The organism is Amycolatopsis sp. WQ 127309, assembly GCF_023023025.1.
Taxonomy (GTDB): domain Bacteria; phylum Actinomycetota; class Actinomycetes; order Mycobacteriales; family Pseudonocardiaceae; genus Amycolatopsis.
Genome location: NZ_CP095481.1, coordinates 8234845 through 8257788, shown reverse-complemented (window position 1 = coordinate 8257788; position 22944 = coordinate 8234845). Strand labels below are relative to the sequence as shown.

At 71.7% G+C, this 22944-nt stretch carries 20 protein-coding genes; 8 read left to right on the top strand and 12 right to left on the bottom strand.

The window, feature by feature from the left end:
* Positions 1-21: 21 nt before the first annotated feature.
* From MUY22_RS36605 to MUY22_RS36590, 4 genes are read right to left on the bottom strand one after another with little or no spacing between them, the layout of a single operon-like run.
* Positions 22-834 (bottom strand): DUF3097 domain-containing protein, encoded by an 813-nt coding sequence (locus MUY22_RS36605; protein WP_247051748.1) that lies wholly within the window; start codon positions 832-834, stop codon positions 22-24.
* A gap of 51 nt (positions 835-885) precedes the next feature.
* Positions 886-1773, bottom strand: coding sequence for an aminoglycoside phosphotransferase family protein (locus MUY22_RS36600; protein WP_247051747.1), 888 nt, complete (start codon positions 1771-1773; stop codon positions 886-888).
* Positions 1773-2588, bottom strand: coding sequence for an SCO1664 family protein (locus MUY22_RS36595; protein WP_247051746.1), 816 nt, complete (start codon positions 2586-2588; stop codon positions 1773-1775). Before MUY22_RS36595 ends, MUY22_RS36600 begins: the two co-directional genes overlap by 1 nt.
* A gap of 2 nt (positions 2589-2590) precedes the next feature.
* Positions 2591-3166 (bottom strand): DUF3090 domain-containing protein, encoded by a 576-nt coding sequence (locus tag MUY22_RS36590; protein ID WP_247051745.1) that lies wholly within the window; start codon positions 3164-3166, stop codon positions 2591-2593.
* A gap of 76 nt (positions 3167-3242) precedes the next feature.
* Here MUY22_RS36590 and MUY22_RS36585 point away from each other — a divergent pair, with 76 nt between their 5' ends.
* From MUY22_RS36585 to MUY22_RS36570, 4 genes are all read left to right on the top strand, one after another.
* Positions 3243-5168 carry a prolyl oligopeptidase family serine peptidase gene (locus tag MUY22_RS36585; RefSeq protein WP_247051744.1) on the top strand — a complete coding sequence of 642 codons (1926 nt, stop codon included), beginning with the start codon at positions 3243-3245 and terminating at the stop codon, positions 5166-5168.
* Positions 5165-6070, top strand: coding sequence for an LD-carboxypeptidase (locus MUY22_RS36580; RefSeq protein ID WP_247051743.1), 906 nt, complete (start codon positions 5165-5167; stop codon positions 6068-6070). Before MUY22_RS36585 ends, MUY22_RS36580 begins: the two co-directional genes overlap by 4 nt.
* Positions 6067-6480, top strand: a complete 414-nt coding sequence (locus MUY22_RS36575) for a TIGR03668 family PPOX class F420-dependent oxidoreductase (protein ID WP_247051742.1) — start codon at positions 6067-6069, stop codon at positions 6478-6480. The genes MUY22_RS36580 and MUY22_RS36575 overlap by 4 nt, the downstream gene beginning before the upstream one ends.
* Before the next feature lie 152 nt (positions 6481-6632).
* The gene (locus MUY22_RS36570) at positions 6633-6821 is read left to right on the top strand and encodes a hypothetical protein (protein ID WP_247051741.1); all 189 of its coding nucleotides are present in this window, start codon (positions 6633-6635) and stop codon (positions 6819-6821) included.
* Here MUY22_RS36570 and mptB read toward each other — a convergent pair.
* From mptB to MUY22_RS36545, 5 genes are all read right to left on the bottom strand, one after another.
* Complete coding sequence (gene mptB, locus MUY22_RS36565) at positions 6818-8353, bottom strand: polyprenol phosphomannose-dependent alpha 1,6 mannosyltransferase MptB (protein WP_247051740.1); 1536 nt, start codon at positions 8351-8353, stop codon at positions 6818-6820. The two genes, MUY22_RS36570 and mptB, sit on opposite strands and share 4 nt — an antisense overlap.
* 82 nt (positions 8354-8435) lie before the next feature.
* A complete protein-coding gene (locus tag MUY22_RS36560) occupies positions 8436-10085 on the bottom strand; it encodes an ABC transporter ATP-binding protein (RefSeq protein ID WP_247051739.1) in 1650 nt (549 codons plus the stop codon).
* The gene (locus MUY22_RS36555) at positions 10082-10993 is read right to left on the bottom strand and encodes an ABC transporter permease (RefSeq protein ID WP_247051738.1); all 912 of its coding nucleotides are present in this window, start codon (positions 10991-10993) and stop codon (positions 10082-10084) included. Before MUY22_RS36555 ends, MUY22_RS36560 begins: the two co-directional genes overlap by 4 nt.
* Positions 10990-12009 carry an ABC transporter permease gene (locus MUY22_RS36550; RefSeq protein WP_247051737.1) on the bottom strand — a complete coding sequence of 340 codons (1020 nt, stop codon included), beginning with the start codon at positions 12007-12009 and terminating at the stop codon, positions 10990-10992. Before MUY22_RS36550 ends, MUY22_RS36555 begins: the two co-directional genes overlap by 4 nt.
* 3 nt (positions 12010-12012) lie before the next feature.
* Positions 12013-13845 (bottom strand): ABC transporter substrate-binding protein, encoded by a 1833-nt coding sequence (locus MUY22_RS36545; RefSeq protein ID WP_247051736.1) that lies wholly within the window; start codon positions 13843-13845, stop codon positions 12013-12015.
* Positions 13846-14025: 180 nt separating this feature from the next.
* Between MUY22_RS36545 and MUY22_RS36540 the strand changes: the two genes are divergently transcribed.
* Positions 14026-14853 (top strand): M55 family metallopeptidase, encoded by an 828-nt coding sequence (locus MUY22_RS36540; protein WP_247051735.1) that lies wholly within the window; start codon positions 14026-14028, stop codon positions 14851-14853.
* Positions 14846-16135 (top strand): M20/M25/M40 family metallo-hydrolase, encoded by a 1290-nt coding sequence (locus MUY22_RS36535; RefSeq protein WP_247051734.1) that lies wholly within the window; start codon positions 14846-14848, stop codon positions 16133-16135. The genes MUY22_RS36540 and MUY22_RS36535 overlap by 8 nt, the downstream gene beginning before the upstream one ends.
* Here the strand turns inward: MUY22_RS36535 and MUY22_RS36530 are convergent.
* Positions 16132-16404 (bottom strand): hypothetical protein, encoded by a 273-nt coding sequence (locus tag MUY22_RS36530; RefSeq protein ID WP_247051733.1) that lies wholly within the window; start codon positions 16402-16404, stop codon positions 16132-16134. The genes MUY22_RS36535 and MUY22_RS36530 overlap by 4 nt on opposite strands.
* A gap of 30 nt (positions 16405-16434) precedes the next feature.
* The gene (locus MUY22_RS36525) at positions 16435-17079 is read right to left on the bottom strand and encodes a bifunctional 2-polyprenyl-6-hydroxyphenol methylase/3-demethylubiquinol 3-O-methyltransferase UbiG (protein WP_247051732.1); all 645 of its coding nucleotides are present in this window, start codon (positions 17077-17079) and stop codon (positions 16435-16437) included.
* Between the two features lie 325 nt (positions 17080-17404).
* On the opposite strand from MUY22_RS36525, the gene MUY22_RS36520 reads away from it, so the two are divergent.
* Both MUY22_RS36520 and MUY22_RS36515 read left to right on the top strand, forming a co-directional pair.
* Entirely contained in the window at positions 17405-21715 is a 4311-nt protein-coding gene (locus MUY22_RS36520; RefSeq protein WP_247051731.1) for a GH92 family glycosyl hydrolase, read from the top strand.
* Positions 21630-22082: a YciI family protein gene (locus MUY22_RS36515; RefSeq protein WP_256474745.1), complete on the top strand. Its 453-nt coding sequence runs from the start codon at positions 21630-21632 to the stop codon at positions 22080-22082. The genes MUY22_RS36520 and MUY22_RS36515 overlap by 86 nt, the downstream gene beginning before the upstream one ends.
* Before the next feature lie 50 nt (positions 22083-22132).
* Here MUY22_RS36515 and MUY22_RS36510 read toward each other — a convergent pair whose 3' ends face one another.
* Positions 22133-22906 carry an alpha/beta fold hydrolase gene (locus tag MUY22_RS36510; RefSeq protein WP_247051729.1) on the bottom strand — a complete coding sequence of 258 codons (774 nt, stop codon included), beginning with the start codon at positions 22904-22906 and terminating at the stop codon, positions 22133-22135.
* Between the last annotated feature and the right edge of the window lie 38 nt (positions 22907-22944).

The following is a 22944-nucleotide window of genomic DNA, read 5'->3' as shown; positions in this document are numbered from 1 at the left end:
GACCTTGGACAAATCGGACATTCAGCTCTCTTCCGTCGGCTCCGTGACGAAGTCGATGAGCCGCTCCACCGCCCCGATGAGCGGGGTCTCGAGGTCGCGGAAACTGCTCACCCCGCTCAGGACACGTTGCCAGCCTTCGAAAGGTTGCCCCCAGCCGAGCGCGTCGCAGATCCCCTGCTTCCACTCGGTGCCGCGCGGGATCTTCGGCCACGCCCTGATCCCGACCGCCCCGGGCCGCACGGCCTCCCAGACGTCGATGTAGGGATGGCCGGTGACCAGCACGTTCGCGTCACGGACGCCCGCGACGAGCCGGGACTCCTTGCTGCCGGGCACGAGGTGGTCGACCAGCACGCCGAGGCGCCGGCCGGGACCGGTGCCGAACTCGGCGATGCGGTCGGAGAGCACGTCGACGCCGTCGAGCGGTTCCACGACGACGCCTTCGACGCGCAGGTCGTGGCCCCAGACGCGTTCGACCAGCTCGGCGTCGTGCTTGCCCTCGACCCAGATGCGCGAGTCGCGGGCGACGCGCGCCTGCAGGCCCTGGACCTTGACCGAGCCGGACGCCGACACCTGCTTGACCGGCGCCTGCACCGTCTTGACCGGCACGAGCGTCACCGGCTTGCCCTCCAGCAGGAACCCGGCGGGTTCGAGCGGGAACACGCGGTGGCGGCCCTTGCCGTCTTCGAGCACGACGTTGCCGTACTCGATCTTGATCACGGCACCGCAGAACCCGCTGGCCGGGTCTTCGACGACCAGGCCGGGCTCGGCGGGGACTTCCGGCACCTTCTTGCGGCGCCGGCCGGCGAGCACGTCGTCATAGGAGTGGGAGCGCACGACCAGCGAAGGTAGTGGCCGGAGCGACCCCGGTGGGTGACGCCACGCCGGTCAGCGCGCCATCTGCAGCAGGGCGTCGGTGAACGGCGTGTGCTCACCGCGGCGCAGCGGGCCGTGCGCGAGCAGCGGAGCCAGCGCGACGCACCAGGCGTGGACGCGCTCGGCGTCGAGGTGCGGCACGTGCGGCGCGAGCAGGGTGATGCCGTCGTCGATCGTGCCGCCCGCCGCCATCGGCAGGAAGGCCCAGTCGACGGCGTCCATGGCCGGGTCCCCGACGCTGGGGCGCGGGTCGATGGCGACCACGCCGCGGTCCGGGCCGGCGTCGAGGACGTTGCCGGGGTGCAGGTCGCCGTGCACGACCGCGACCGGGCCGCCGGTGGCGGCCAGGGCAAGCGCTCGGTTCCGGGCCCTGGCCAGCAGCTCGCGGGTCAGGTGGGGCTCGGCCGCGGACCCGGGGACGGTGCGGTCGGTGATGTCGTACATGAACGTCACCCGGTCGGTGAGCGACGGGAGGTCGGCCGGGGGTGCGACGCTGTGCAGCTGGGTGAGCAGGTCGCCGATCTCGGCCCACGGGACGTCTCGGCCGCGCAGCTCGGTGCCGGGGACCAGGCCTTCGAGCAGGATCGCGCCGGCGTCGAGGTCGGTGTCGAGGAGCTGCACGGCCCGGCGGCAGCCGGTCCACGCGCGCAGCCCCGCGGCCTCGAGCCGGGCGATCTCGGAGTCCGGCGTCAGTTTCAGGACCTGCAGGTCACCATCAGGGTCGGTGCACAGCAGCGTGCGGCCGGTGTTGCCGGGCCGGGCCTCGCGCACCTCCAGGCCCCAGCGGGCGGCAAGCCGGTCGACGAGGTCCGGGAGGGCGTCGCACCACGGGTCGGCCACGTCCGCGCCGAAGCGGGTCACGAGCCGGGCGCGCGCGGCGTCGTCGAGGACCGCCGTCATCAGAACAGGGGCCAGGGAACCGCGCGCCAGTCGTCGCCGGGCTCGGGGAAGATGCCTTCCGCGAGCAGCAGGTCGGTGCGCTCGGCCAGGGCCCGGATCTCGAACCTGGTGATGTGCTCGGCCAGCTGTTCGCCGAGCTTCCCGTCGATCTCCGAGCGCAGCTTCCGCAGCTTCTCGACGGTGTCCGGCGGCACCGGCTCGCCGATCCAGCCCCACAGCACGGTCCGCAGCTTGGGGTCGGTGTGCAGGCAGATGCCGTGGTCGACGCCGTAGACGCGGCCGTCGACGCCGGGCAGCAGGTGCCCGCCCTTGCGGTCGGTGTTGTTGACGACGATGTCGAGCACGGCGAGGTCGCGCAGGCCGGGGTGGTCGGCGTGGGCCAGCACCGCGGGCTCGCCGAACCGGTCGTGGGCGTGCAGCACGACCCGCCAGCCGTCGGGCAGCTCCTCGGGGGCGCGGACCTCGACCAGGTCGTCCTCGGTCGTCTCGATCCACAGCTGGACCATGCCGGGGCCGAACGGGCCGTCGCGCAGCACGGTCGGCGGGATCCCGCCGATGCCGCTGGCCTCGGCGATGATCGCGGTGGCGACCTCGCGGCCGGCGAGCGTGCCGTCGGGGAAGTCCCACAGCGGCTTCTCCCCCGACACCGGCTTGTACACGACGGTGCCGGTGACGCCGTCGAGCTCGATGGCGCAGAACAGGGTGACGTTGGAGGCGTCGACGAGCCGGCCCTCGACGTCGATGCGGCCGTGCGTGACGAGCTCACGCGACGCCGGGTCGGCCGGGTCCGGCTGTGCCACCGGCGTGTCGGCCATGGTCAGTCTTCGCCCGCGTCGGTGTCGCGCCGGTAGCCGTTCTGCCGGGGGCAGATGTGCCCGGCCGGGTCGAGCGGCTCGGCGCACAGCGGGCACGGCTTGCGGCCGGCGTTGACGACGCGGTCGGCGCGCTCGGCGAAGGCCCGCGCGGCGGCCGGGGTGAGGAAGACGCGGACGGCGTCCGGGCCCTCTTCGGTGTCGTCCAGCACGACCGTTTCGTCGACCTCGCCCTCGGTGATGGCGAGCAGCTCGATGACGACGGCGCTGGAGTCGGCGTCCCAGCCGAGGCCCATGGTGCCGACGCGGAACTCCTCCTCGACCGGCACCGTGAGCGGCTCGAGGTCGACGAGGTCGTCGGGCGCGTCTTCGGGCACATCGGCACCGAAGCGGCTCGCCACCTCCTCGAGCAGCGAGCCGAGGCGTTCCGCGAGGACGACGACCTGCTGTTTTTCGATGGAGACGCTGATCGTCCGCACTTCCTCCGAGGCTTGGAGGTAGAAGGTGCGGTCGCCGGGCTCGCCGACGGTGCCGGCGACGAAGCGATCCGGCTGGCGGAAGACGTGGATTACGCGAGACATAGCACCAACGACCCTAGGCCACCGGCGCATGATCGGCATCCGCCGCCCCTCGTTCCCGGGCCGCTAGCCTCTGGGGGTGTCTCCGATCTCCCCGTACGGAACGTGGTCCTCGCCCATCACCGCCGCCGAGGTGGCCGCCGCCGGCGGCGGCCCGCAGTGGCTCGACGTCGTCGGCGAAGAAGTGTGGTGGGCCGAAGCAAGGCCTGGTGAGCAGGGTCGCGTGGCCCTCGTGCGCGCGGTGCCGGGCGGCGGGACCGAGGACGTGCTCCCGGCGCCGTGGAACGTCCGCAACCGGCTGCACGAGTACGGCGGGAGGCCGTGGGTGGCCGTCGGCGGTGTGGTGGTGTTCACGCACTGGGCCGACCAGCGGGTGTACGCCCAGCGGCCCGGGGGTGTGGTGGCGCTCACTCCGGAGCCCGCGGTGCCCCAGGCCGTCCGCTACGGCGACCTCGGACCGGGCCGGCCCGGTGAGGTCTGGGCGGTGCGCGAGCGCAGTGTCGGCGAGCGCCCGGCCGACATCGAACGCGAACTGGTCGCGATCGCGGTGGCCGACGGCGCCGAGCGGGTGCTGGGCGCGAGCCACCACTTCCTGACCGCGGCGAAGCTGTCCCCGGACGGGCGGCACGCGGCGTGGTTCGGCTGGGACCACCCGGCGATGCCGTGGGACGGCACCGAGCTGTGCGTCGCACCCGTGGCCGAGGACGGGACGTTCGGGCCGCACCGGGTGGTCGCGGGCGGCGCGGACGTGTCCGTCTGCCAGGTCGAGTGGGAGTCGGCGGACACGCTGCTGGCGCTGCTGGACCCGGACGGCTGGTGGAACCTGCACCGCGTCGGCCTCGACGGGACGCTGACCAACCTCGCGCCGGTCGAGCAGGAGCTGGGCGGGCCGCTCTGGAAGCCGGGCGCGCGGTGGTTCGCGCCGCTGGGCGGCGGCCGGCACGCGGTGCTGGCGTCGAGCCGGCTGGCCGTGCTGGACGAGGCGGCCGGCTCGGTGACGACCGTGGCGCACCAGCTGACGGCGTGGTCGAGCACCGGGCTCGCCGCCTACGACGGCGGCGTCGCCGGGGTCGCGGCCGGGCCGATCCGCGAGGCCGGCGTCGTGCACTACGCGATCGACGCGGACCTGCTCACCGACCTGACCGAGCAGCCGGAGCTGGCCGTGGCCCACGTGCCGGTGCCGGACGAGCGGGTGTTCACGACGACCGGCGGTGAGACCGTGCCGGTGGTGCTCTACCCGCCGTCCAACCCGGAGTTCATCGCGCCCGAGGGCGCGGTGCCGCCGCTGCTGGTGCACGTCCACGGCGGGCCGACCGGCCAGCACCTGCCGGTGCTGGACCTGGAGATCGCGTACTTCACCAGCCGCGGGTTCGCTGTCGCGGCCGTGAACTACGGCGGCTCGACCGGGTTCGGCCGCGCCTACCGGGAGCGGCTGCGTGAGCAGTGGGGGGTCGTCGACGTCGCCGACTGCGTCGCGGTGGCCGAGGCGCTGGTGGCGGCCGGGCTGGCCGACGGCGAGCGGCTGGCGGTCCGGGGCGGCAGCGCCGGCGGGTTCACCGCGGCGGCGTCGCTGACCACGACGAAGACCTACCGCGCGGGCACGGTGATGTACCCGATCGTGGACCTCGCCGGGTGGACCGGCGACGGCGGCGAGACGCACGACTTCGAGTCGCGGTACCTGGAGGGTCTGGTCGGTTCGCTGCCCGCGCACCGGCAGCGCTACGTCGACCGGTCGCCGCTGGCGAACGCCGGGGCGCTGGCCGGGCCGGTGCTGTTCCAGCAGGGTCTGGAGGACCGGATCTGCCCGCCGGAGCAGGCGGACCGGTTCGTCGCCGGGCTGGCCGGGCGCGGGATCCCGTACGCCTACCAGCGGTTCCCCGGTGAGCAGCACGGGTTCCGCCGCGCGGAGACGATCGTCGCGGCGCTGGAGGCCGAATTGTCCTTCTACGGCCAGGTGTTCGGGTTCGAGGCGCCGGGTGTGCCGCGGCTGGAGCTGTCGCGGTGAGGCCGCCGCGGTTGCGGGCGGGCGACACGCTCGCCCTGGTGGCGCCGGCCGGCCCGGTGCCGGCGGACCTGCTGGAGAAGGCGCTGCCGGTGCTGCGCGGCTGGGGTGTCGAGCTGCGGATCGGGCCGTGCGTGCGCGCTTCGGCGGGGTCACCGCCGTACCTGTCCGGCTCGGACGCCGCGCGGGCGGCGGAGTTCACCGAGGCGTGGTGCGACCCGGGGGTGCGGTGCGTCCTGGCCGCGCGCGGTGGTTACGGCGTGCAGCGGATGCTGGACCTGGTCGATTGGGCGGCGTTGCGTGCGGCGGGGCCGAAGGTGCTGGCCGGGTCGAGTGACGTCACGGCGTTGCACCGGGCGGTGGACGTCCACTTGGGACTGTCCAGTTTGTTCTCCCCGATGCCGGCGAGCGTGCTGTTCGACGACGTCGCGGTGGAGCACCTGCGGCGCGCGTTGTTCGAGCCGGAGCGCAATCTCGTCGTGCGGGGCGCCGCGGCGTCGACCCTGGTGCCGGGCCGCGCGTCGGGGACGCTCGTGGGCGGGAACCTGTCGTTGCTGGCGGGCGGCATCGGAACGCCGGAGCACGGGTCGGCGCGGGACGCGGTCGTGCTGCTGGAGGACGTCACCGAGAGCGTCTACCGGCTGGACCGGATGCTGACGCAGCTGCTGCGCAGCGGCTGGTTCGCCGGGGTCCGCGGGATCGTGCTGGGCTCGTGGGCGGCGTGCGGGTCCCCGGCGGACGTCGAGGCGCTGTTGCTGGAGCGGCTGGGGCCGCTGGGGGTGCCGATGGTGGGCGAGTTCGGGTTCGGGCACGTGGCGTCGTCGCCGACGTTGCCGCTGGGTGTGCCGGTGACCTTGGACGCGGACCTGGGGACGCTGACGTTCGACGCCCCGGCGCTGACATGAGGCTGCCTCCCGAGGAAGCCCGCGCCCGGTTCGCCGCCGCCCGAGTGGCCCGGCTGGCGACGGCGTCGGCGGCCGGTGTCCCGCACCTGGTCCCGGTGACGTTCGCGGTGCACGGCGACCGGATCGTGTTCGCGGTGGACCACAAGCCGAAGTCGTCGTTGGCTCTGCGCCGGTTGGCGAACATCGCGGAGAACCCGGCGGTGAGCTTCCTGACCGACGGCTACGACGAGGACTGGTCACGCCTGTGGTGGACCCGCGCGGACGGCGTCGCGAGGGTCCTCTCCGACGCGGACCGCGCCGAGCCGGTGTCGTGGCTGGTGGCGAAGTACGAGCAGTACGCGGAGCGTCCGCCGGAGCACGCGGTGGTCTCGACCCTGGTCCACACCTGGCGCAGCTGGGCCGGGTCGTGAGTGTTTAGAGGGTTAGAACCCGCCTGAACACTTACGACAAGCCGCGGCAGACCTTCAGGGCGACAGTATTCGGTCGGTTCGGGCGCCCGGGGCTGGTTGGCTGCGCTGGTCGGCGAGGTGATCTTCGCTCACCAGCACGGCGGCTTCGTCGCGTGGCGCGTCGATCCGGCCAAGCTTCCACCCGGCTGTGCGAGCATGCTTTCGCCGGGTTGCGGCAGCTGGGCCCGAAGGTCGTCGAGATCTGGACCGGCGGGGACCCGTTCCACGCGCCGGCGCGGGCGTTGTACGAGAGCCTGGATTGTGTCGCGTTGCCGCTGATGGTCTACTTCCGCGAGCCCTAGTCGCGGATGAACTTCTCCGGGCGGCGCCAGGCGTCGATGAGCCCGAGCGGGTCCGGGCGCAGCAGGGACGCCGCCGAGTAGAGGCTCGCCACGACGACCAGGGCGATGAACCACCAGTCGTACAGCGCCTGCTCGCCCGTCGGGTAGTAGACCAGCGTCACGAACACCACGACCGCGACCACGACCGCGAGGTGGCGGGGTTGCCACTTGAACGCCGACAGCAGCACGAAACCCCAGGTCAGGTACCACGGCAGGGTCGGCGGCATGAGGATCGCCACCGCCAGCAGCGAGATGCCGGCGCGGTAGACGGCCTCGTGGCCGCCGCCGCGGGCCAGCCACCACTGGCGCACTCCGAAGGCGACCAGCAGGAGCATGCCCGCCGCACGGGCGACCGTGACGAACGGCGAGACCTGGACGTCCACCACCAGGTGCACGAGGTTGTAGAAGACCTCGCCGATGCCGGTGGGGATGTTGAGCCAGTTCGCGATGAGCTGCGGGGCCTTGAGGCCGGACCACCAGCCGAGGTTGAGCGACCCCAGCGAGATCCACGTGCCGGCGACGAACACCGGCAGGAACAGCCCGACCGAGGCGGCGCCGGCGCGCAGGAAGTTGCGGACCTTCGACTCGCCCGCCATGTGGTTGGCCCACATCCAGACGATGAACGGCAGCGCGATCGCCGCCGTCGGCTTGATCAGCATGCCGATCGTGACCAGGACGACCGCGAGGACGTGCTTGCGTTCCAGGGCGGCGAGGACGCCGATGGTGAGGAACGCGAGCATCATCAGGTCGTTGTGCGGGCCACCGAAGAGGTGGATGACCATCATCGGGCTGGCCACCGCGAGCCACAGCGCGACCGGGAGCTTGCCGCCGAGGTGCTTGACCAGCCGCGGCAGTGCCCACAGCGTGCCGGCCAGGCCGACCAGCAGGACCAGGCGCATGAGGATGACGCCGAGGATCATGTTGTCGCCGGAGACGGCGACGACGCCCTTGGAGATCAGCAGGAACAGCGGCCCGTACGGCGCCGGGGTGGTCTGCCAGAGCGGGTGGACGTTCTGCACCACGTTCGGCAGCACGTCGAGCTCGGCGGGCCCGTTGGCGTACGGGTCGAGGCCGTAGAGCAGCTGGGCGCCCTGGCCGAGGTAGGAGAAGACGTCGCGGGTGAACAGCGGCGGCGAGATGAGCAGCGGCGCCATCCAGCAGCCGGCGGCGACCAGGATCGGGCGGCTGCCGACGCGGCCCTGCAGGACGTAGCGGCCGAGCCGGACCCACGCCCACACCACGAGGCCGAAGCCGGTGTAGAGGACGGCGTTGGCGAGCATGCGCCCGTGGCCGTAGCGGATCCACGAGAGCGGGCCGTGGCCGAGCACGGGGTCCTTGATGAGGATGCCGCCGGCGCCGAAGGCGGCGAGCATGAGCAGCGTGCTGCCGACGGTGCCCATCGCGATCGTGCGGTACGGGAATCGCGAGGGCACGAGGAGCCGCTCGGCCAGTCCGGTCGAGGACGTCTGCGCGGGGTCGGTGGTGGTCGCCATTTCCGTTCGGAGGTTACACACCTGGCCGAGGTGACCTTTCCGCAGTGCCGGGTTTCGGTGGGACGAGCCCGGCACCGCGGTTTCAGGCCTGCGCGGTCCGGCGCTGGGCGGTGCCGCCGGGCAGGGCGGCCAGCAGGGATTTCGTGTACTCGTGGTGCGGGTCGAGCAGGACCTGTTCGACGGTCCCGGTTTCGACGAGCTCGCCGCGGTACATCACGGCGACGCGGTCGGCGATGTTCCAGGCCAGCCCGAGGTCGTGGGTGATCACCAGGCCGGCCAGGCCGAGTTCGCGCCGCAGCCGCAGCAGCAGCCCGAGGATCTCGCCGCGGACGGACGCGTCCAGTGACGCGACCGGCTCGTCGGCCACGATGACCGATGGTTCCAGCGCCAGGGCCCCGGCGATCACGACGCGCTGGCGCTGGCCGCCGGAGAGCTCGTGCGGGAGCCGGTCGGCGTAGCGCTCCGCGGGCCGCAGTTCGGCGGCCTCCAGGGCCCGGTGGACGACCGCGCGCTCGTCGCGCAGGCCGTGGATGCGGGGGCCTTCGGCGACGGCCTCGTAGACGGTGTGGGCCGGGTTGAGCGCACTGGTCGGGTCCTGCAGCACGAGCTGGACCTGACGGCGGTAGGCCTTGAGCCCGGCCCCGCCGGCCGGCACCGGTTTGCCGGCGTAGCGGACCACGCCGGAGTCGGGTTTCTGCAGGCCGAGCAGGGTGCGGGCGAGTGTCGTCTTGCCGGAGCCGGACTGCCCGACCAGTGCGACGATCTCGTCGCGCGACACCGTGAGGTCGACGCCGGCGACCGCGTCGATCCGCTTGCCGGTGCGGTCGCGGAAGGACACCCGCAGGTTCTCCGCGGCCAGCAGCGGCTCGGTGTCGGCGCCGCGGGACGCCGGTTCCGGCGGCAGCGGCGTGCTGGTGGCCGGGGCGAACCGGGACACCGGGTCGCCGACGGTCGGGAACGCCGCGGCCAGGGCCTGGCTGTGCGGGTGCCGCGGGTCGGCCATCAGCTCGGCGCCGGGGCGTTCTTCGACGATCTCGCCGTCGTACATCACCGCGATGCGCTCGCAGGTGGCGGCGAGCACGGACAGGTCGTGGCTGATCATGATCAGCCCGATGTCCTGTTCGGCGACCAGCCGCGAGAGCAGGGCGAGGACCTGGGCCTGGACGATGACGTCGAGCGCGGTGGTGGGCTCGTCGGCGATGATCAGCCGGGGCGAGCAGGCCAGGGCCATCGCGATCATGACGCGCTGCTTCTGCCCGCCGGAGAGCTCGTGCGGGTAGGCGCCGGCGCGGCCCGGGGGCAGGTCGACTTGGGTGAGCAGGTCGGCGACGCGGGCGTCGATCTCGGCGTCGGACAGCATCCTGCCGTCGGTTGGGTGCAGCCGCAGCGGCTCGGCGATCTGCTCGCCGATCTTGCGGACGGGGTTGAGCGCGTGCATGGCGCCCTGGAAGACCACGGACGCCTCGGCCCAGCGGACCGCGCGCAGCCGGCCCCACTTCATGGCGGTGACGTCTTCGCCGTCGAGGAGGATCTCGCCGCTGATCTTCGCGGTGCGTGGCAGCAGGCGCAGGACGCTCATCGCGACCGTGGACTTGCCGGAGCCGGACTCCCCCGCCACGCCGAGCGTGCCGCCGGGGTCGAGGGTGAGGTCGACCCCGCGCACGGCGGGGATGTCGCCGCCGGCCGTCTCGTAGGTGACGGTGAGGTCCTTGAGCTGCAGCAGCGGGGTCACTTCTTCAACCTCGGGTTGAGCACGGTCTCCAGTCCCCGGCCGACCAGGGTGAAGCAGAGCACGACGAGCACGATGGCGATGCCCGGCGGGAGCAGGTTCCACCAGGCGCCGCGGGTGACGGCGCCGTTGTTGAGGGCGGTCTCCAGCATCGCGCCCCAGGAGACGGCGTTCGGGTCGCCGACGCCGAGGAAGGCCAGGGTGGCGTCGGCGATGACGGCGTTGCCGACGACCAGGGTGGTGTTGGCCAGCACGAGCGGCGCGACGCCGGGCAGGACGTGCTTGCCGACGACGTGCAGGTGGCCCCCGCCCAGTGCCCGGGCGCGTTCGATGTAGGGCCGGCTCTCGATGGTCAGCGTCTGGGCGCGGACCAGCCGCGCGGTGCCGGGCCAGGAGGTCAGGCCGATCGCGACGATGACCGTGGTGACGCCTTGGGGCAGCACGGCCGAGAGCGCGATGGCCAGCACCAGCGACGGCAGGACCAGGAAGAAGTCGGTGAACCGCAGCAGGATCGTCGAGACCCAGCCGCCGAAGTGGGCGGCGGTGATGCCGATGAGCGTGCCGATCAGCACGGACAGCACGGTCGCGGAGAACCCGACGAGCAGCGAGATCCGGGCGCCCCAGAGCGTCATGAGCAGCACGGACCGGCCGTCGATGTCGGTGCCGAGCCAGTACGCGCCACTCGGCGGGCGCAGCGCACCGCCGTTGGCCTTGGTGACGTCGAGGCCGCCCTCGTCGCTGATCACCGGCAGCAGCAGCGCCATCACGACGGTGAGGGCGAGCAGGATCAGCCCGGTGAGCGCGCCCTTCTGGGCGGCGAACTCGGTCCAGGTGCGCGCCGCGGACTGGCGACGCCGCCGCCAGGCGATCGCCCGCGGCGATTCGATGGACTCGACGGACTCGGTGGTCATGAGGTGCGCACCCTCGGGTCGAGCACGCGGTAGAGCAGCTCCGCGAGCAGGTTCATCAGCACGACGGCGCCGGCGAGGACGACGAAGACCCCTTGCAGCACCGGCAGGTCCGGGCCGTGCAGGGCCTGGTAGGTCAGCTGCCCGAGGCCCGGCCAGCTGAACACCGCCTCGACCGAGACGGCGCCGGCGACGACCGCGCCGAACTGCATGAACACCAGCGTCGTGGTGGGCAGCAGCGCGTTCGGGACGGCGTGGCGGCGGCGGACGAGGTCGTCCTTCAGCCCCTTCGCGCGGGCCGTGGTCAGGTAGTCGGCGTTCATCTCCCCCAGCAGCGACGAGCGCATGATCAGCATGTACTGGGCGTAGAACACCGCCAGCAGCGTCACGCAGGGCAGCACCAGGTGGTGCAGGACGTCGAGGGTCTGGGAGAAGACGTCCGGTGCCGCGTCCGGGGAGTGCATGCCGCGGCTGGGGAACAGGCCGTTGGTCGCGACCAGCAGGATCAGGCCGAGCCAGAACTGCGGGACCGACCACAGCGTGAGCGCGATGCCGGTCTGGGTGCGGTCGAACACGCTGTCGCGCCGCCAGGCCGCGCGCGTCCCCAGCCACAGCCCGAGCGCGATGGCGAGCACGGTCGCGCTGCCGACCAGCAGGATCGTCGGCCAGAGGCGTTCGCCGATCATGTCGGCGACCGGGCGCTGCTCCAGGTAGGACGTGCCGAAGTCGCCGTGCAGCAGCTTCCACAGGTAGTCGCCGAACTGCTGGAACACGGGCCGGTCGACGCCGAGGCGCTCCCGGATCTCCGCGATCTGCTTCGGGTCGGTCGGCCGGTCGCGGATCATCGTGGCGACCGGGTCGCCGGGCAGCATCCGGAACAGGAAGAAGAACAGCACGATCACCAGCAGGATGCTGACGAGCGCTTCGCCGGCCTTCTTGAGGACGAACCGGGTGGTGCCGGTCCCGCCGCGGCGCTCGTCGGGGTCGACGAGCGCCGCGGCTTGTTCGGGGGCGGTCATGCGCTACTCGCGGTCTTCGGACGTCTTGTTGCGGCGGCTGATGATGACGAGCCCGCCGGCCACGATCACCACGACGATGACGCCGACGACGATCCACACGACCGTGCCGCTGTCGCCGGAGCCGGCCGAGGCCTCGGTGCCGGCCGGGGTGGCGCCGTAGACGCCCCAGTAGCCGGACTGCTCGAGGATCGCGCCCTCGGGCTGCGGCTGCTTGGCGAAGCCGGAGAACTTGTCCGAGCGGTACGCCTCGAGCGCGTTCTGGTAGTCGAGCACGACGTTGACGGCCTGGCTCGCGAGGCGGGCCTGGGCCTGCTTCACCGTGGCGGCCCGCTGCGTGTCGTCGGTCTCGGTGAGCTGCTTGGCGCGCAGCGCGTCGAACTCGGGGTCGCAGAAGAACGTGTCGGTCGTGGCGCCCTTGCCCTGGGCGTTCGGCCGGGCCGCGCAGGTGTGCAGCTGCAGCGCGGAGTCCGGGTCCGGGTTCGTCGCGTAGCCGGAGATCGCCAGGTCGTAGTTGCCGGCCGTGGTGCGGTCGTTGAGCTCGTCGTCGGAGACGAGCTCCTGCTTGACCGTGATGCCGATGTCCTTGAGCCAGCCGGAGACGTACTGCGCGAGCCGCTGGTCGTAAGGCCGGTTCGCGTGTCCGGTCAGCCGCAGTTCCAGCTTCGCGCCGCCGGGCGCGGCGCGGACGCCGTCGGCGCCCTTGACGTACCCGGCCTGGTCGAGCGCGGTGTTGGCGCCGGCGATGTCGAACCCGACCTTGTCGGCGCCGGCGGGCTCCCAGTGGTAGGCCTGGTAGATCGGCGGGACGATGCCGGTGCCGAGCTGGGCGTGGCCGCCGGCGACCCGGTCGACGATCGTCTGCTTGTCGATGGCCTGCACGATCGCCTTGCGCAGCCGGATGTCCTTGAGGACCGGGTTGCCGTTGCCGATCGGCTGGTTCTGGTTGTTCTGGACGCCGAAGTTGAGGTTGATCTCGTCGTAGCGGCGGCTCGGGGCGGCGTTGGTCGTGATGTTCGGCTGGCCGTTGAGCGAGTCGAACTGGGTCGGGGTGAGCCGGTTGATGACGTCGACCTCGCCCTGGCGCAGCGCGTTCACCGCGGCCTCGGCGTCCTTGAAGATGAGCAGCTGCAGTTCGTCGACCTTCGGCGCGGTGCGCCAGTAGTCCTTGTTGGCCTTGAACTTGACGTACTCGTTCTGCTTGTACTCGGTGAGCTGGTAGGGCCCGTCGCTGACGCCCACGACCGAGATGTCGTCGGTCTTGGGGTCGTTGAGGTCCTTGATCGGCGCCCAGATGTGCTCCGGGACGATCGGGACGTCGAGCAGGTTCATGTCCGACTGCACGGTCTTGGTCTTGATGACCAGCGTGGTGTCGTCGGGCGCGGTGACCGTGTCGAAGTTGGTCACGTAGCTGCCGTTGGCGGTGCGGGCGTTCTCGTCGGTCAGCATCCGGTTGAACGTGAACGCGGCGTCCTTGGCCGTGACCGGCTGCCCGTCACTCCACTTGGCGCCGGAGCGGATCTTGTACGTCCAGGTCAGCTTGTCCGCCGACGGCGTCCACGACTCGGCGAGCGCGGGCGAGGCCTGCGCGGTCTCGGCCGAGGGGATGGTGAGGAACTCGTAGATGAACCGGCCCACCTGGGTGGATGCCGCCAGTGACGCGGTGAACGGGTTCAGGTGGTCGATACCCGTGGTCAGCGCGACCCGCAGCACCTTGCCCTGCTGCGCCTGCGCCGGCGCGGCGAGCGGGATCGCCCCCAGTGTCGCGACGGCGACGATCGCCGCCACGCGGCCGAACCGGCCGGGTCTGCGTTGGAAATGCACCAAAAACCACCCCATCGTTCTCGCTGTGAGCCTCCCCAAGGACGAGAAGTAACCACATACCCGGACAACCGCGCAATATGTTGCCACCTCGGCAGGTGTCCGATCGTTATCGACCGGACAAAGTTCACGCTGCGTGACATTCGGAAGGCGGGATTCGGTGCTCGCGGGTCGCGCGGGCTGGTTAGAGTGCCCCGCATGCGCATCATGATCTCGGCGGACATGGAGGGCGCCACCGGCGTCACCTGGACCGACGACGTCGTGCCCGGTTCGCCGCAGTGGGACCGCTTCCGGCGGCTGTTCACCGGCGACGTCAACGCGGTGCTGGCCGGGCTGTTCGACGCCGGGGCCGGCGACGTCCTGGTGAACGAGGCGCATTCCTCGCAGCGGAACCTGCTGCTGGAGGACCTCGACCCGCGGGCGCGGCTGCTGACCGGGCGGCACAAGCCGCTGTCGATGATGCAGGGCGTCGACTCCGGTGTGGACGGTGTCGTCTTCCTCGGTTACCACGCCGGTGCCGGGTTCGACGGGGTGCTGTCGCACACCTACCTGGAGAACCAGATCACCGGGGTGTGGCTGGACGACGTCCCGGCGAGCGAGGGCCGGTTGAACGCGGCGATGGCCGCGGAGTACGGCGTGCCCGTCCTGCTCGTTTCGGGTGACGACGAAACGTGCGAAGACGCGCGTGATTACGCACCGGACGCGGAGCTGGTCCAGGTGAAGGAGTGCGTCAGCCGGTACGCGGCCATCTGCCTGCCGCCCGCGCGCACGGCGGAGCTGCTGACGACCGCGGCGGCCGACGCGATGGCGCAGGCCGGCCGCCTGGAGCGGCGGGTGGGGCCGCACCGGATCGAGGTCGAGTTCGACGCGAGCCACCTGGCCCAGGCCACCGCGGTGATCCCGACGGTGGAGCAGATCGGCGTCCGCCGGGTCGGGTTCGACGCGGTGACGATGACCGAGGCGATGAAGGCGTTCAAGGTCGTGACGGCGATCGCGGCGGGGGCGGTGCAGGGCATCTATGGCTGACGTCGTCCAGCTCTGCGCGGACCTGATCCGGTTCGACACCACCAACCGCGGCGGGGGTGACGCTTCGCCGGAGCGGCCGGCGGCGGAATACGTGGCCGCGTTCCTGGACGGGCTCGGCATCCCGTCGAAGATCTACGAGGCGGCGCCCGGCCGGGCCAGCGTGATCGCGCGCGTCGCGGGCACCGACCCGTCGTTGCCCGCGCTGCTGGTGCAGGGCCACCTCGACGTCGTCCCGGCGGATGCGGCGGACTGGTCGGTGCCGCCGTTCGCCGGCGAGGTCCGCGACGGCTACCTGTGGGGCCGCGGCGCGACAGACATGAAGGACTTCGTCGCGATGGTGCTGGCCGCGCTGGCCGGCGGGGTGCGGCCGCGGCGTGACGTCGTGCTCGCGTTCGTCGCCGACGAGGAAGACCGCGGCGACTACGGCGCGCACTGGCTGGTCGCGGCGCACCCGGAGCTGTTCGAGGGCTGTGCGGCGGCGATCAGCGAGTCGGGCGGCTACACCTACCACGTGCCCGCCGCCGACGGCCGGATCGTGCACCTCTACCCGGTCGGGACGGCCGAGCGCGGCACGGCGCACCTGCGCCTCACCGCCCGCGGCCGCGCCGGGCACGGGTCGCGGCCCAACGACGAGAACGCCGTCACCCGGTTGGTGGACGCGTTGCACCGGATCGCGGCGCACCAATGGCCGGTGTCGCCGACGCCGACGGTGCAGGCGTTCCTGGAGCGGACCGGCGCGGCCTTGGGCATTCCGGTGGATCTGTCCGATGTGGACGCCACAGTGGCGGCATTGGGCCCGGCGGGCGGGCTGGTCGTGCCGACGGTCCGCAACAGCACGACCCCGACGATGCTGGACGCGGGCTACAAGGTGAACGTGATCCCGACGACGGCGACCGCGCAAGTCGACGTCCGGGTGCTGCCGGGCACCGAGGACGCGCTGTTCGCGGCGCTGGACGAGCTGCTCGGCGAAGGCGTCACGCGCGAGTTCGTCGCGCACCAGCCGCCGGTGCAGGCCCCGGTGGACTCGCCGTGGTTCGCCTCGATGGCCGCGGCTTTGCAAGCCGAAGACCCCGAGGCCGTGGTGGTGCCGTACTGCATGGGCGGCGGCACCGACGCGAAGGCGTTCGCCCAGCTCGGGATCGTGAACTACGGTTTCGCGCCGCTGTGGCTGCCGGCGGGCTTTCCGTACCGGGCGATGGCGCACGGGGTGGACGAGCGGGTCCCGGTGGAGGGCCTGCACTTCGGGACGCGGGTGCTGTCCCGGTTCCTGGAGAGCTGTTAGACCTGGGACTCCGCGCCGACCTCGGCGACGGCCCACACGACGCACCGCACGCCGGGCTGGTCGGTGAACCCCCGGGCGAGCATGTCGTCGTGGTAGCGGCGCGCGTTCGCCTCGTCGGCGTAGACCTGGATCATGTGACCGTCGAGGGTCCAGGTGCCGTGGACGAACCCCGGGGTGCCGACCTTGCTCGAGGCCATGAGCGGCACCTGGGCGCGCAGCTCGTCGATCTTCTCCGGCGCGATGTCCCAGACTCCGATGACGGCCCACATGCCCGGTGAGTCGCGGGCGGGCCGGGCGCGTTACCGGGTGAAGGTGGCCCAGTGGCGGGCGCCGTCGCGGACCGTGCCCAGGCTCACCAGGCGTACGCCGTCCTGGGCGATCGACTCGATCTCCGCGCGGCTGAACGGCCACGGCGGGCTGACCCACGTCTCGACGTCCGTGCTCTCCTCCGCGACCTCGCTGACCAGCGCCGTGCCGCCCGGGGCGAGGAAGCCGGCCAGCGACGTGAGCGCCGCGGGGCGGAAGTCGCGGGGCATCGCCTGGACGTTCATGATCTCCACGACCAGGTCGAACGCCTGGTGCCACTCCCCCGGCGGCTTCAGCAGATCCGCCACGACGTAGTCCACCGCGGACTCCGGGAAGCGGGCGCGGGCGGCCTCGACCGCGGTCGGGGCGACGTCGAAGCCCGTCACCGCCCACCCCGCGGCGGCCAGCAGCTCGGAGTCGTCGCCGAGGGCGCTGCCGACCACCAGCGCGCGGCGGCCCTCGCCGGGGTGCTCGGCCGCCCAGGTCACCAGGTCCGCTTGGGGCTTGCCGCGGGTCCACGGGACTTCCGCCTCACCGCGGGCGGCGGCGGTGTAGAGCTCGTCGAACCACGCGGTCGGGTTGCCCTCGGCGAGCGAGGCGCGGGACAGGACACGGTCGGCGGGCTCCGGGGTCGACATGATCACGACTTTAGCGACGACCCCGGAGCCGCGTGACCGTTTTACCGCGCGACCGGGCGGGATCGCCGCAGGCGGTGCTCGGCCGGACGGTGGAGCCGGTGGCCGCCGGGGTGAAGGCGGTGGTCACGAGCAGGGGCGTCACGACCACGGCGATGGTCCGGACCGTTCTCACCAGGTCCCCCGGTGGTTGGGTTGTCCAGTTCTGGCCAGGTTTGCCGACCGGTCTTGACATCGATGTCACCCGCGCGTTTGTCTTCCTATCGCGCCGCCGGTTTCCCCCGTCGCGCGGTGCCGTTGTTCATCCCCTCCAGAGCTTGGAGCAATGATGCCCCGAAGCGCCAGACCACCGGTCGCCATGATGCTGGCCGCCACCGTGGTCGCCGCCGGCCTGGTCGCCCTCCCCGCGGCCGCCTACGCCGCCGAGGACGCCCTTCCCGCTGATTTCTCGTCCTCGTTCGAGCCGGGTGACCCCCAGCCGACGTGGACCGACACCGTCGACACCGACGCGGCCGGGAAGCCGCGCGCGTTCGGCGTCAACGGCGCGAACGGCACCGCGATCCCCGGCGACATCCGCGGCAAGGTCACCGAGACCAGCGCGAGCAGTGAGAACACCGACGGCGGCGAGGTCGTCGCCAACCTGGTCGACGGCACGTCGGACACGAAGTGGCTGTCCTGGGACCCGACCGCGTGGGCGCAGGTGAACCTGTCGGAGGCCACGTCGGTGACGCACTACGCGATCACCTCGGCCAACGACCACGACGAGCGCGACCCCAAGGACTGGACCCTGCAGGGGTCGGACGACGCGCAGACCTGGACGGACCTGGACAAGCAGGCCGGCCAGACGTTCGGCGCCCGGTTCCAGCAGAAGGACTACAAGCTGGCCGCGCCGAGCGCGCCGTACAAGTTCTTCCGGCTGAACGTGACGGCCAACAACGGCGGCGACATCCTGCAGGCCGCCGAGCTGCTGCTGGCCAACGACGACCCGACGCCGCCGCCGCTGCCGAACATGCGCAGCTTCACCGACTCCGGCCCGACCGGCGGGTACACGAACAAGAACCGCGCCGGCTTCACCGGGCTCAAGGCGTTCCGCTACTCCGGCAGCCAGACCGAGGCCGGGCACGGCTGGTCGTACAACAAGGTCTTCGACGTCAACGTCCCGGTCGTGGCCTCGACCGAGCTCTCGTACAAGGTGCAGCCGCAGTTCATCACCGGCGACCTGAAGTACCCGAGCACCAACGTCGCGATCGACCTGGCCTTCACCGACGGCACCTACCTGCGCAACCTCGGCGCCACCGACCAGTACGGCTTCCCGCTGACCCCGGAAGGCCAGGGCGCCTCGAAGGTGCTCTACGCCAACCAGTGGAACCTGGTGCGCTCGGCGATCGGCTCGGTCGCCAAGGGCAAGACCATCGACCGGATCCTCGTCGGGTACGACAACCCGAACGGCCCCGGCACGCTGCAGGGCTGGCTGGACGACGTGAAGGTCTCGGCCACGCCGACGCCGCCGTCGAGCACCCGGCCGAGCGACAACGTCGTGACCACGCGCGGCACGATGGCCAACAGCACGTTCTCCCGCGGCAACAACTTCCCCGCCACGGCGGTGCCGCACGGGTTCAACTTCTGGACGCCGGTGACCGACGCCGGGTCGAGCAGCTGGCTCTACAACTACAGCACCCAGAACAACGCGCAGAACCTCCCGCAGCTGCAGGCGTTCAGCGTGAGCCACGAGCCGAGCCCGTGGATGGGTGACCGGGAGGCGTTCCAGGTGATGCCGTCCGCGGCCACCGGGGTGCCCGACGCCAACCGCGACGCGCGGGCGCTGCCGTTCAAGCACAGCGACGAGGTCGCGCGGGCGCACTACTACGGCGTCCAGTTCCAGAACGGGATCAAGACCGAGATCGCGCCGACCGACCACGCGGCGATGATGAAGTTCTCGTTCCCGGGCGCGGACTCGAGCCTGATCTTCGACAGCGTCAACAACTCCGCCGGGCTCACGCTCGACCCCGCCACCGGCACGCTCTCGGGATACACCGAGACCAACGTGTCAGCCGGCGCGGGCCGGATGTTCGTCTACGCGGCGTTCGACAAGCCGGTCACCGCGGGCGGCAAGCTCACCGGGCAGGGCCGCGACAACGTCACCGGCTACCTGCGGTTCGCCGCGGGCGCCGACAAGACCGTGAACATGAAGATCGCGACGTCGCTGATCAGCCTGGACCAGGCGAAGAAGAACCTCGCCATGGAGATCGCCCCGGCCGCGACGTTCGACTCGGTGCGTGACGCCGCGCAGAAGGCGTGGGACGACCAGCTCAAGGTGATCGAGGTCGAGGGCGCGTCGAAGGACCAGCTCACGACGCTCTACTCGAACCTGTACCGGCTGTTCCTGTACCCGAACTCCGGGTTCGAGAACACCGGCACCGCCGCCAAGCCCGCCTACAAGTATGCGAGCCCGGTGTCGCCGAAGACCGGCCCGGACACCGCGACCCAGACCGGGTCGAAGGTGGTCGACGGCCAGACCTACGTCAACAACGGGTTCTGGGACACCTACCGCACGACGTGGCCGGCGTACTCGCTGCTCACGCCCGACATGGCCGGGAAGATGGTCGACGGGTTCGTGCAGCAGTACCGCGACGGCGGCTGGATCGCGCGCTGGTCCTCCCCCGGTTACGCGGACCTGATGACCGGCACCAGCTCCGACGTCGCGTTCGCCGACGCCTACCTCAAGGGCGTCAAGAACTTCGACGTCAAGTCGGCCTACGACGCGGCGCTGAAGAACGCCACGGTGACGCCGCCGAACTCGGCGGTCGGGCGCAAGGGCCTGGACCAGGGCATCTTCCTCGGCTACACGCCCAACACCGCCAGCGAGGGCTTCTCGTGGGCGATCGAGGGCTACGTCAACGACTTCGGCATCGCCAACCTGTCGAAGAAGCTGGCCGACGAGGCGGCGCCGAACGACCCGCGCAAGGCGGAGTACCAGGAGAACTACGAGTACTTCACCAGCCGCGCCCAGCAGTACGTGAACCTGTACGACCCGAGCGTCGGGTTCTTCCAGGGCAAGGACGCCAGCGGCAAGTTCACCAAGACGAAGGACCAGTACGACCCGCGCTCGTGGGGCGGCGACTACACCGAGACCGACGGCTGGGGCATGGCGTTCACCGTGCCGCAGGACGGCAAGGGCCTGGCCAACCTCTACGGCGGTCAGGCGGGCCTGGCGACCAAGCTGGACCAGTTCTTCGCCGACCAGGAGACCGCCAACTACCCGGGTTCCTACGGTGGCGTGATCCACGAGATGCGGGAAGCGCGGGACGTGCGGATGGGCCAGTACGGCCACTCCAACCAGCCTTCGCACCACCTGCTCTACATGTACGACTACGCGGGTCAGCCGTCGAAGACGCAGGCGAAGGTCCGTGAAGCGCTCTCGCGGCTCTACAACGGCGCCGAGATCGGCCAGGGCTACGCCGGCGACGAGGACAACGGCGAGATGTCCGCGTGGTACATCTTCAGCGCGCTGGGCTTCTACCCGCTGCAGATGGGCAGCCCGAACTACGCGATCGGGTCGCCGCTGTTCAAGAAGGCGACGATCCACCTGGCCGGCGGCAAGGACCTGGTGATCAACGCGCCGAAGAACAGCGCGAAGAACGTCTACGTCCAGGGCGTCAAGGTCAACGGCAAGGCCTACAGCTCGACGTCGCTGCCGCAGGACGTCATCGCTCGCGGCGGCGTCATCGACTTCGACATGGGCCCCAACCCGTCGAAGTGGGGCACCGCCCCGAACGACGCGCCGACGTCGATCACCAAGGACAACGCGGTGCCGACGCCGTTGCACGACGAAACCGGTCCCGGCAAGGGCACGCTGTCCACTTCGGACGGCTCCGACGCGGGGGCGTTGCTCGACAACACCTCACGCACCCAGGCCGCCGTCACCGGCACCCTGCAGTACCAGCTCGGCTCCACCGACGAAGCCGTCAGCCACTACACGCTGACGTCCCAGACCGGTGCGGGTGACCCGAAAAGCTGGACGCTGAAGGGCTCCTACGACGGCAAGACGTGGGCGGTCGCGGACCAGCAGACGAACCAGAGCTTCGCCTGGCGGCAGCAGACCCGCGCGTTCAAGGTGGCCAACCCGGCGCACTACGCCTACTACAAGCTCGAAGTCACCGCGACCAGCACCGGCGCCCCGGCGCAGCTGGCCGAGTTCGAGCTGCTGGGCAAGCCGGACGCCTCCTGCACTCGCACGATCACGGGTGCGTCGTCCGGGCCGCTGTCAGTTTCGAGCGGCACGGTGTGCCTGCAGGACGCAACGGTCTCGGGTCCGGTCACCGTGGGCGGCGGCGCCTCGCTGATCGTCCGCGGCGGCGAGATCAAGGGCCCGCTCGCCGCGACGGGTGCCGCCCAGGTCGTGCTCAACCGCACGAAGGTGGACGGCCCGGTGGCGATCACCGGGGTGACCGGTCAGGTGTCGATCGAGCTGACGACGGTCGGCGGCCCGGTGGCGCTGACCGGCAACCACGGGCCGGTGCTCACGTCGAGCACGATCGGCGGCCCGCTGGCGTGTGCGATCAACTCGCCGGCCCCGACGGACTACGACCTGCCGAACACCGTCCGCGGCCCGTCCGCCGGACAGTGCGCGAAGATCTAGTCCCGCAGTAGTCAGGTCCGTGAAGGCCTCCTTACCGGCTCTTACCGCCGGTAAGGAGGCCTTCACGGCTTTCGGAATGGACCCGATGATCGCCCGCGGCCCGACGATGGACGGGGACACGCCCACCGGCAGCGTCCACGTCCTCGACCTGCCGGATCCCGCCGCGGCTCGCGCGTTCGCCTTCGACGAGCCGGGCTACCAGGCCGGGGCGTACCGGGACGTGCTGCTGCGCCGGTGGCGCAACACCTTGGGCCGCATCATGGGTGACTTCCCGGGCGGGCGCACCGGTGGCCGCCGGTACCTGGTGCTCGGCCTCGGTTCCGAAACACCGGCCGACCTCGGCCGCCCCGCCCGAGCAAAGCCGTGAAGGCCTCCTTCCCGGCCGTAAAGCCGGGAAGGAGGCCTTCACGGCTTTCGTCAGGGGCGGCGCAGGCCGGCCAGTTCCTTGGCGAGGGTCTCGGCGAAGGGGCCCGGTTCGGACACGAAGCCGAGGTGGTCGCCGGGGAACTCGACGTAGCGGCAGGCCAGGTGCTCGGCCTGCAGCCGCGCGGCTTGGGCGTGGCAGGCGTCCCGGTTGCCGGCGCCGGCGGCGGTGACCACCGGGATCCCGGTGCGGCGGACGGCGTCGAGGTCCGGGGTGGACAGGGCGATCGGCAGGAACTCCCGGCGCAGGAAGTAGTCGGCGGCCGCCGGTTCGGGGAAGTCGGCCGGGGACGCGCCGAGCAGCTCCAGCGCCGGGACCGCGCCGCGCTGCGTGTAGGTGGTCCGGACCTGCCGGGCGAACGCCAGCCGCTGCGGGGCGTCGGGCAGCAGCGCCAGGCTGGGGGCGTCGTGGACGACGAGCTCGGTGACGACGTCCGGCTGGTGCGCGGCCAGCTCGAACGCGATCGACCCGCCGCCGCCCTGGCCGAACACCACCGCGCGGGCCGTGGCGGGGCGGGCCGAGCGGATGACCGCGGCGGCGTCCCGGGCCTGCTGCGCCAGGTCGAAGTCGGTGTCGCGGCCGGTGCTGCGCCCGGTGCGCCGCCGGTCGTAGGTCACCACGGTGTAGTCGTCCGACAGCTGCTCCGCGAGTCCGGCGTAACGCGCGGCGTCACCGCCGAGGCCGGCGATCAGGAGCAGGAGCGGGCCGGCGCCCCGGAGGTCGTAGCTGAGGTCGGCGCCCTCGTGCCGGACGGTGTGCGTGCCCACGCGCCCCTCCCCCTGCGTCGAGTCTGCCGGGCCACACG

Bases quoted from the DNA above. Each gene is read 5' to 3' on its own strand.
- MUY22_RS36600 (WP_247051747.1), bottom strand. From the start codon at position 1,773: ATGACGGCGGTCCTCGACGACGCCGCGCGCGCCCGGCTCGTGACCCGC.
- MUY22_RS36595 (WP_247051746.1), bottom strand. From the start codon at position 2,588: ATGGCCGACACGCCGGTGGCACAGCCGGACCCGGCCGACCCGGCGTCG.
- MUY22_RS36590 (WP_247051745.1), bottom strand. From the start codon at position 3,166: ATGTCTCGCGTAATCCACGTCTTCCGCCAGCCGGATCGCTTCGTCGCC.
- MUY22_RS36575 (WP_247051742.1), top strand. From the start codon at position 6,067: ATGAGGCTGCCTCCCGAGGAAGCCCGCGCCCGGTTCGCCGCCGCCCGA.
- mptB (WP_247051740.1), bottom strand. From the start codon at position 8,353: ATGGCGACCACCACCGACCCCGCGCAGACGTCCTCGACCGGACTGGCC.
- MUY22_RS36555 (WP_247051738.1), bottom strand. From the start codon at position 10,993: ATGACCACCGAGTCCGTCGAGTCCATCGAATCGCCGCGGGCGATCGCC.
- MUY22_RS36550 (WP_247051737.1), bottom strand. From the start codon at position 12,009: ATGACCGCCCCCGAACAAGCCGCGGCGCTCGTCGACCCCGACGAGCGC.
- MUY22_RS36545 (WP_247051736.1), bottom strand. From the start codon at position 13,845: ATGGGGTGGTTTTTGGTGCATTTCCAACGCAGACCCGGCCGGTTCGGC.
- MUY22_RS36540 (WP_247051735.1), top strand. From the start codon at position 14,026: ATGCGCATCATGATCTCGGCGGACATGGAGGGCGCCACCGGCGTCACC.
- MUY22_RS36535 (WP_247051734.1), top strand. From the start codon at position 14,846: ATGGCTGACGTCGTCCAGCTCTGCGCGGACCTGATCCGGTTCGACACC.
- MUY22_RS36530 (WP_247051733.1), bottom strand. From the start codon at position 16,404: ATGTGGGCCGTCATCGGAGTCTGGGACATCGCGCCGGAGAAGATCGAC.
- MUY22_RS36525 (WP_247051732.1), bottom strand. From the start codon at position 17,079: ATGTCGACCCCGGAGCCCGCCGACCGTGTCCTGTCCCGCGCCTCGCTC.
- MUY22_RS36520 (WP_247051731.1), top strand. From the start codon at position 17,405: ATGCCCCGAAGCGCCAGACCACCGGTCGCCATGATGCTGGCCGCCACC.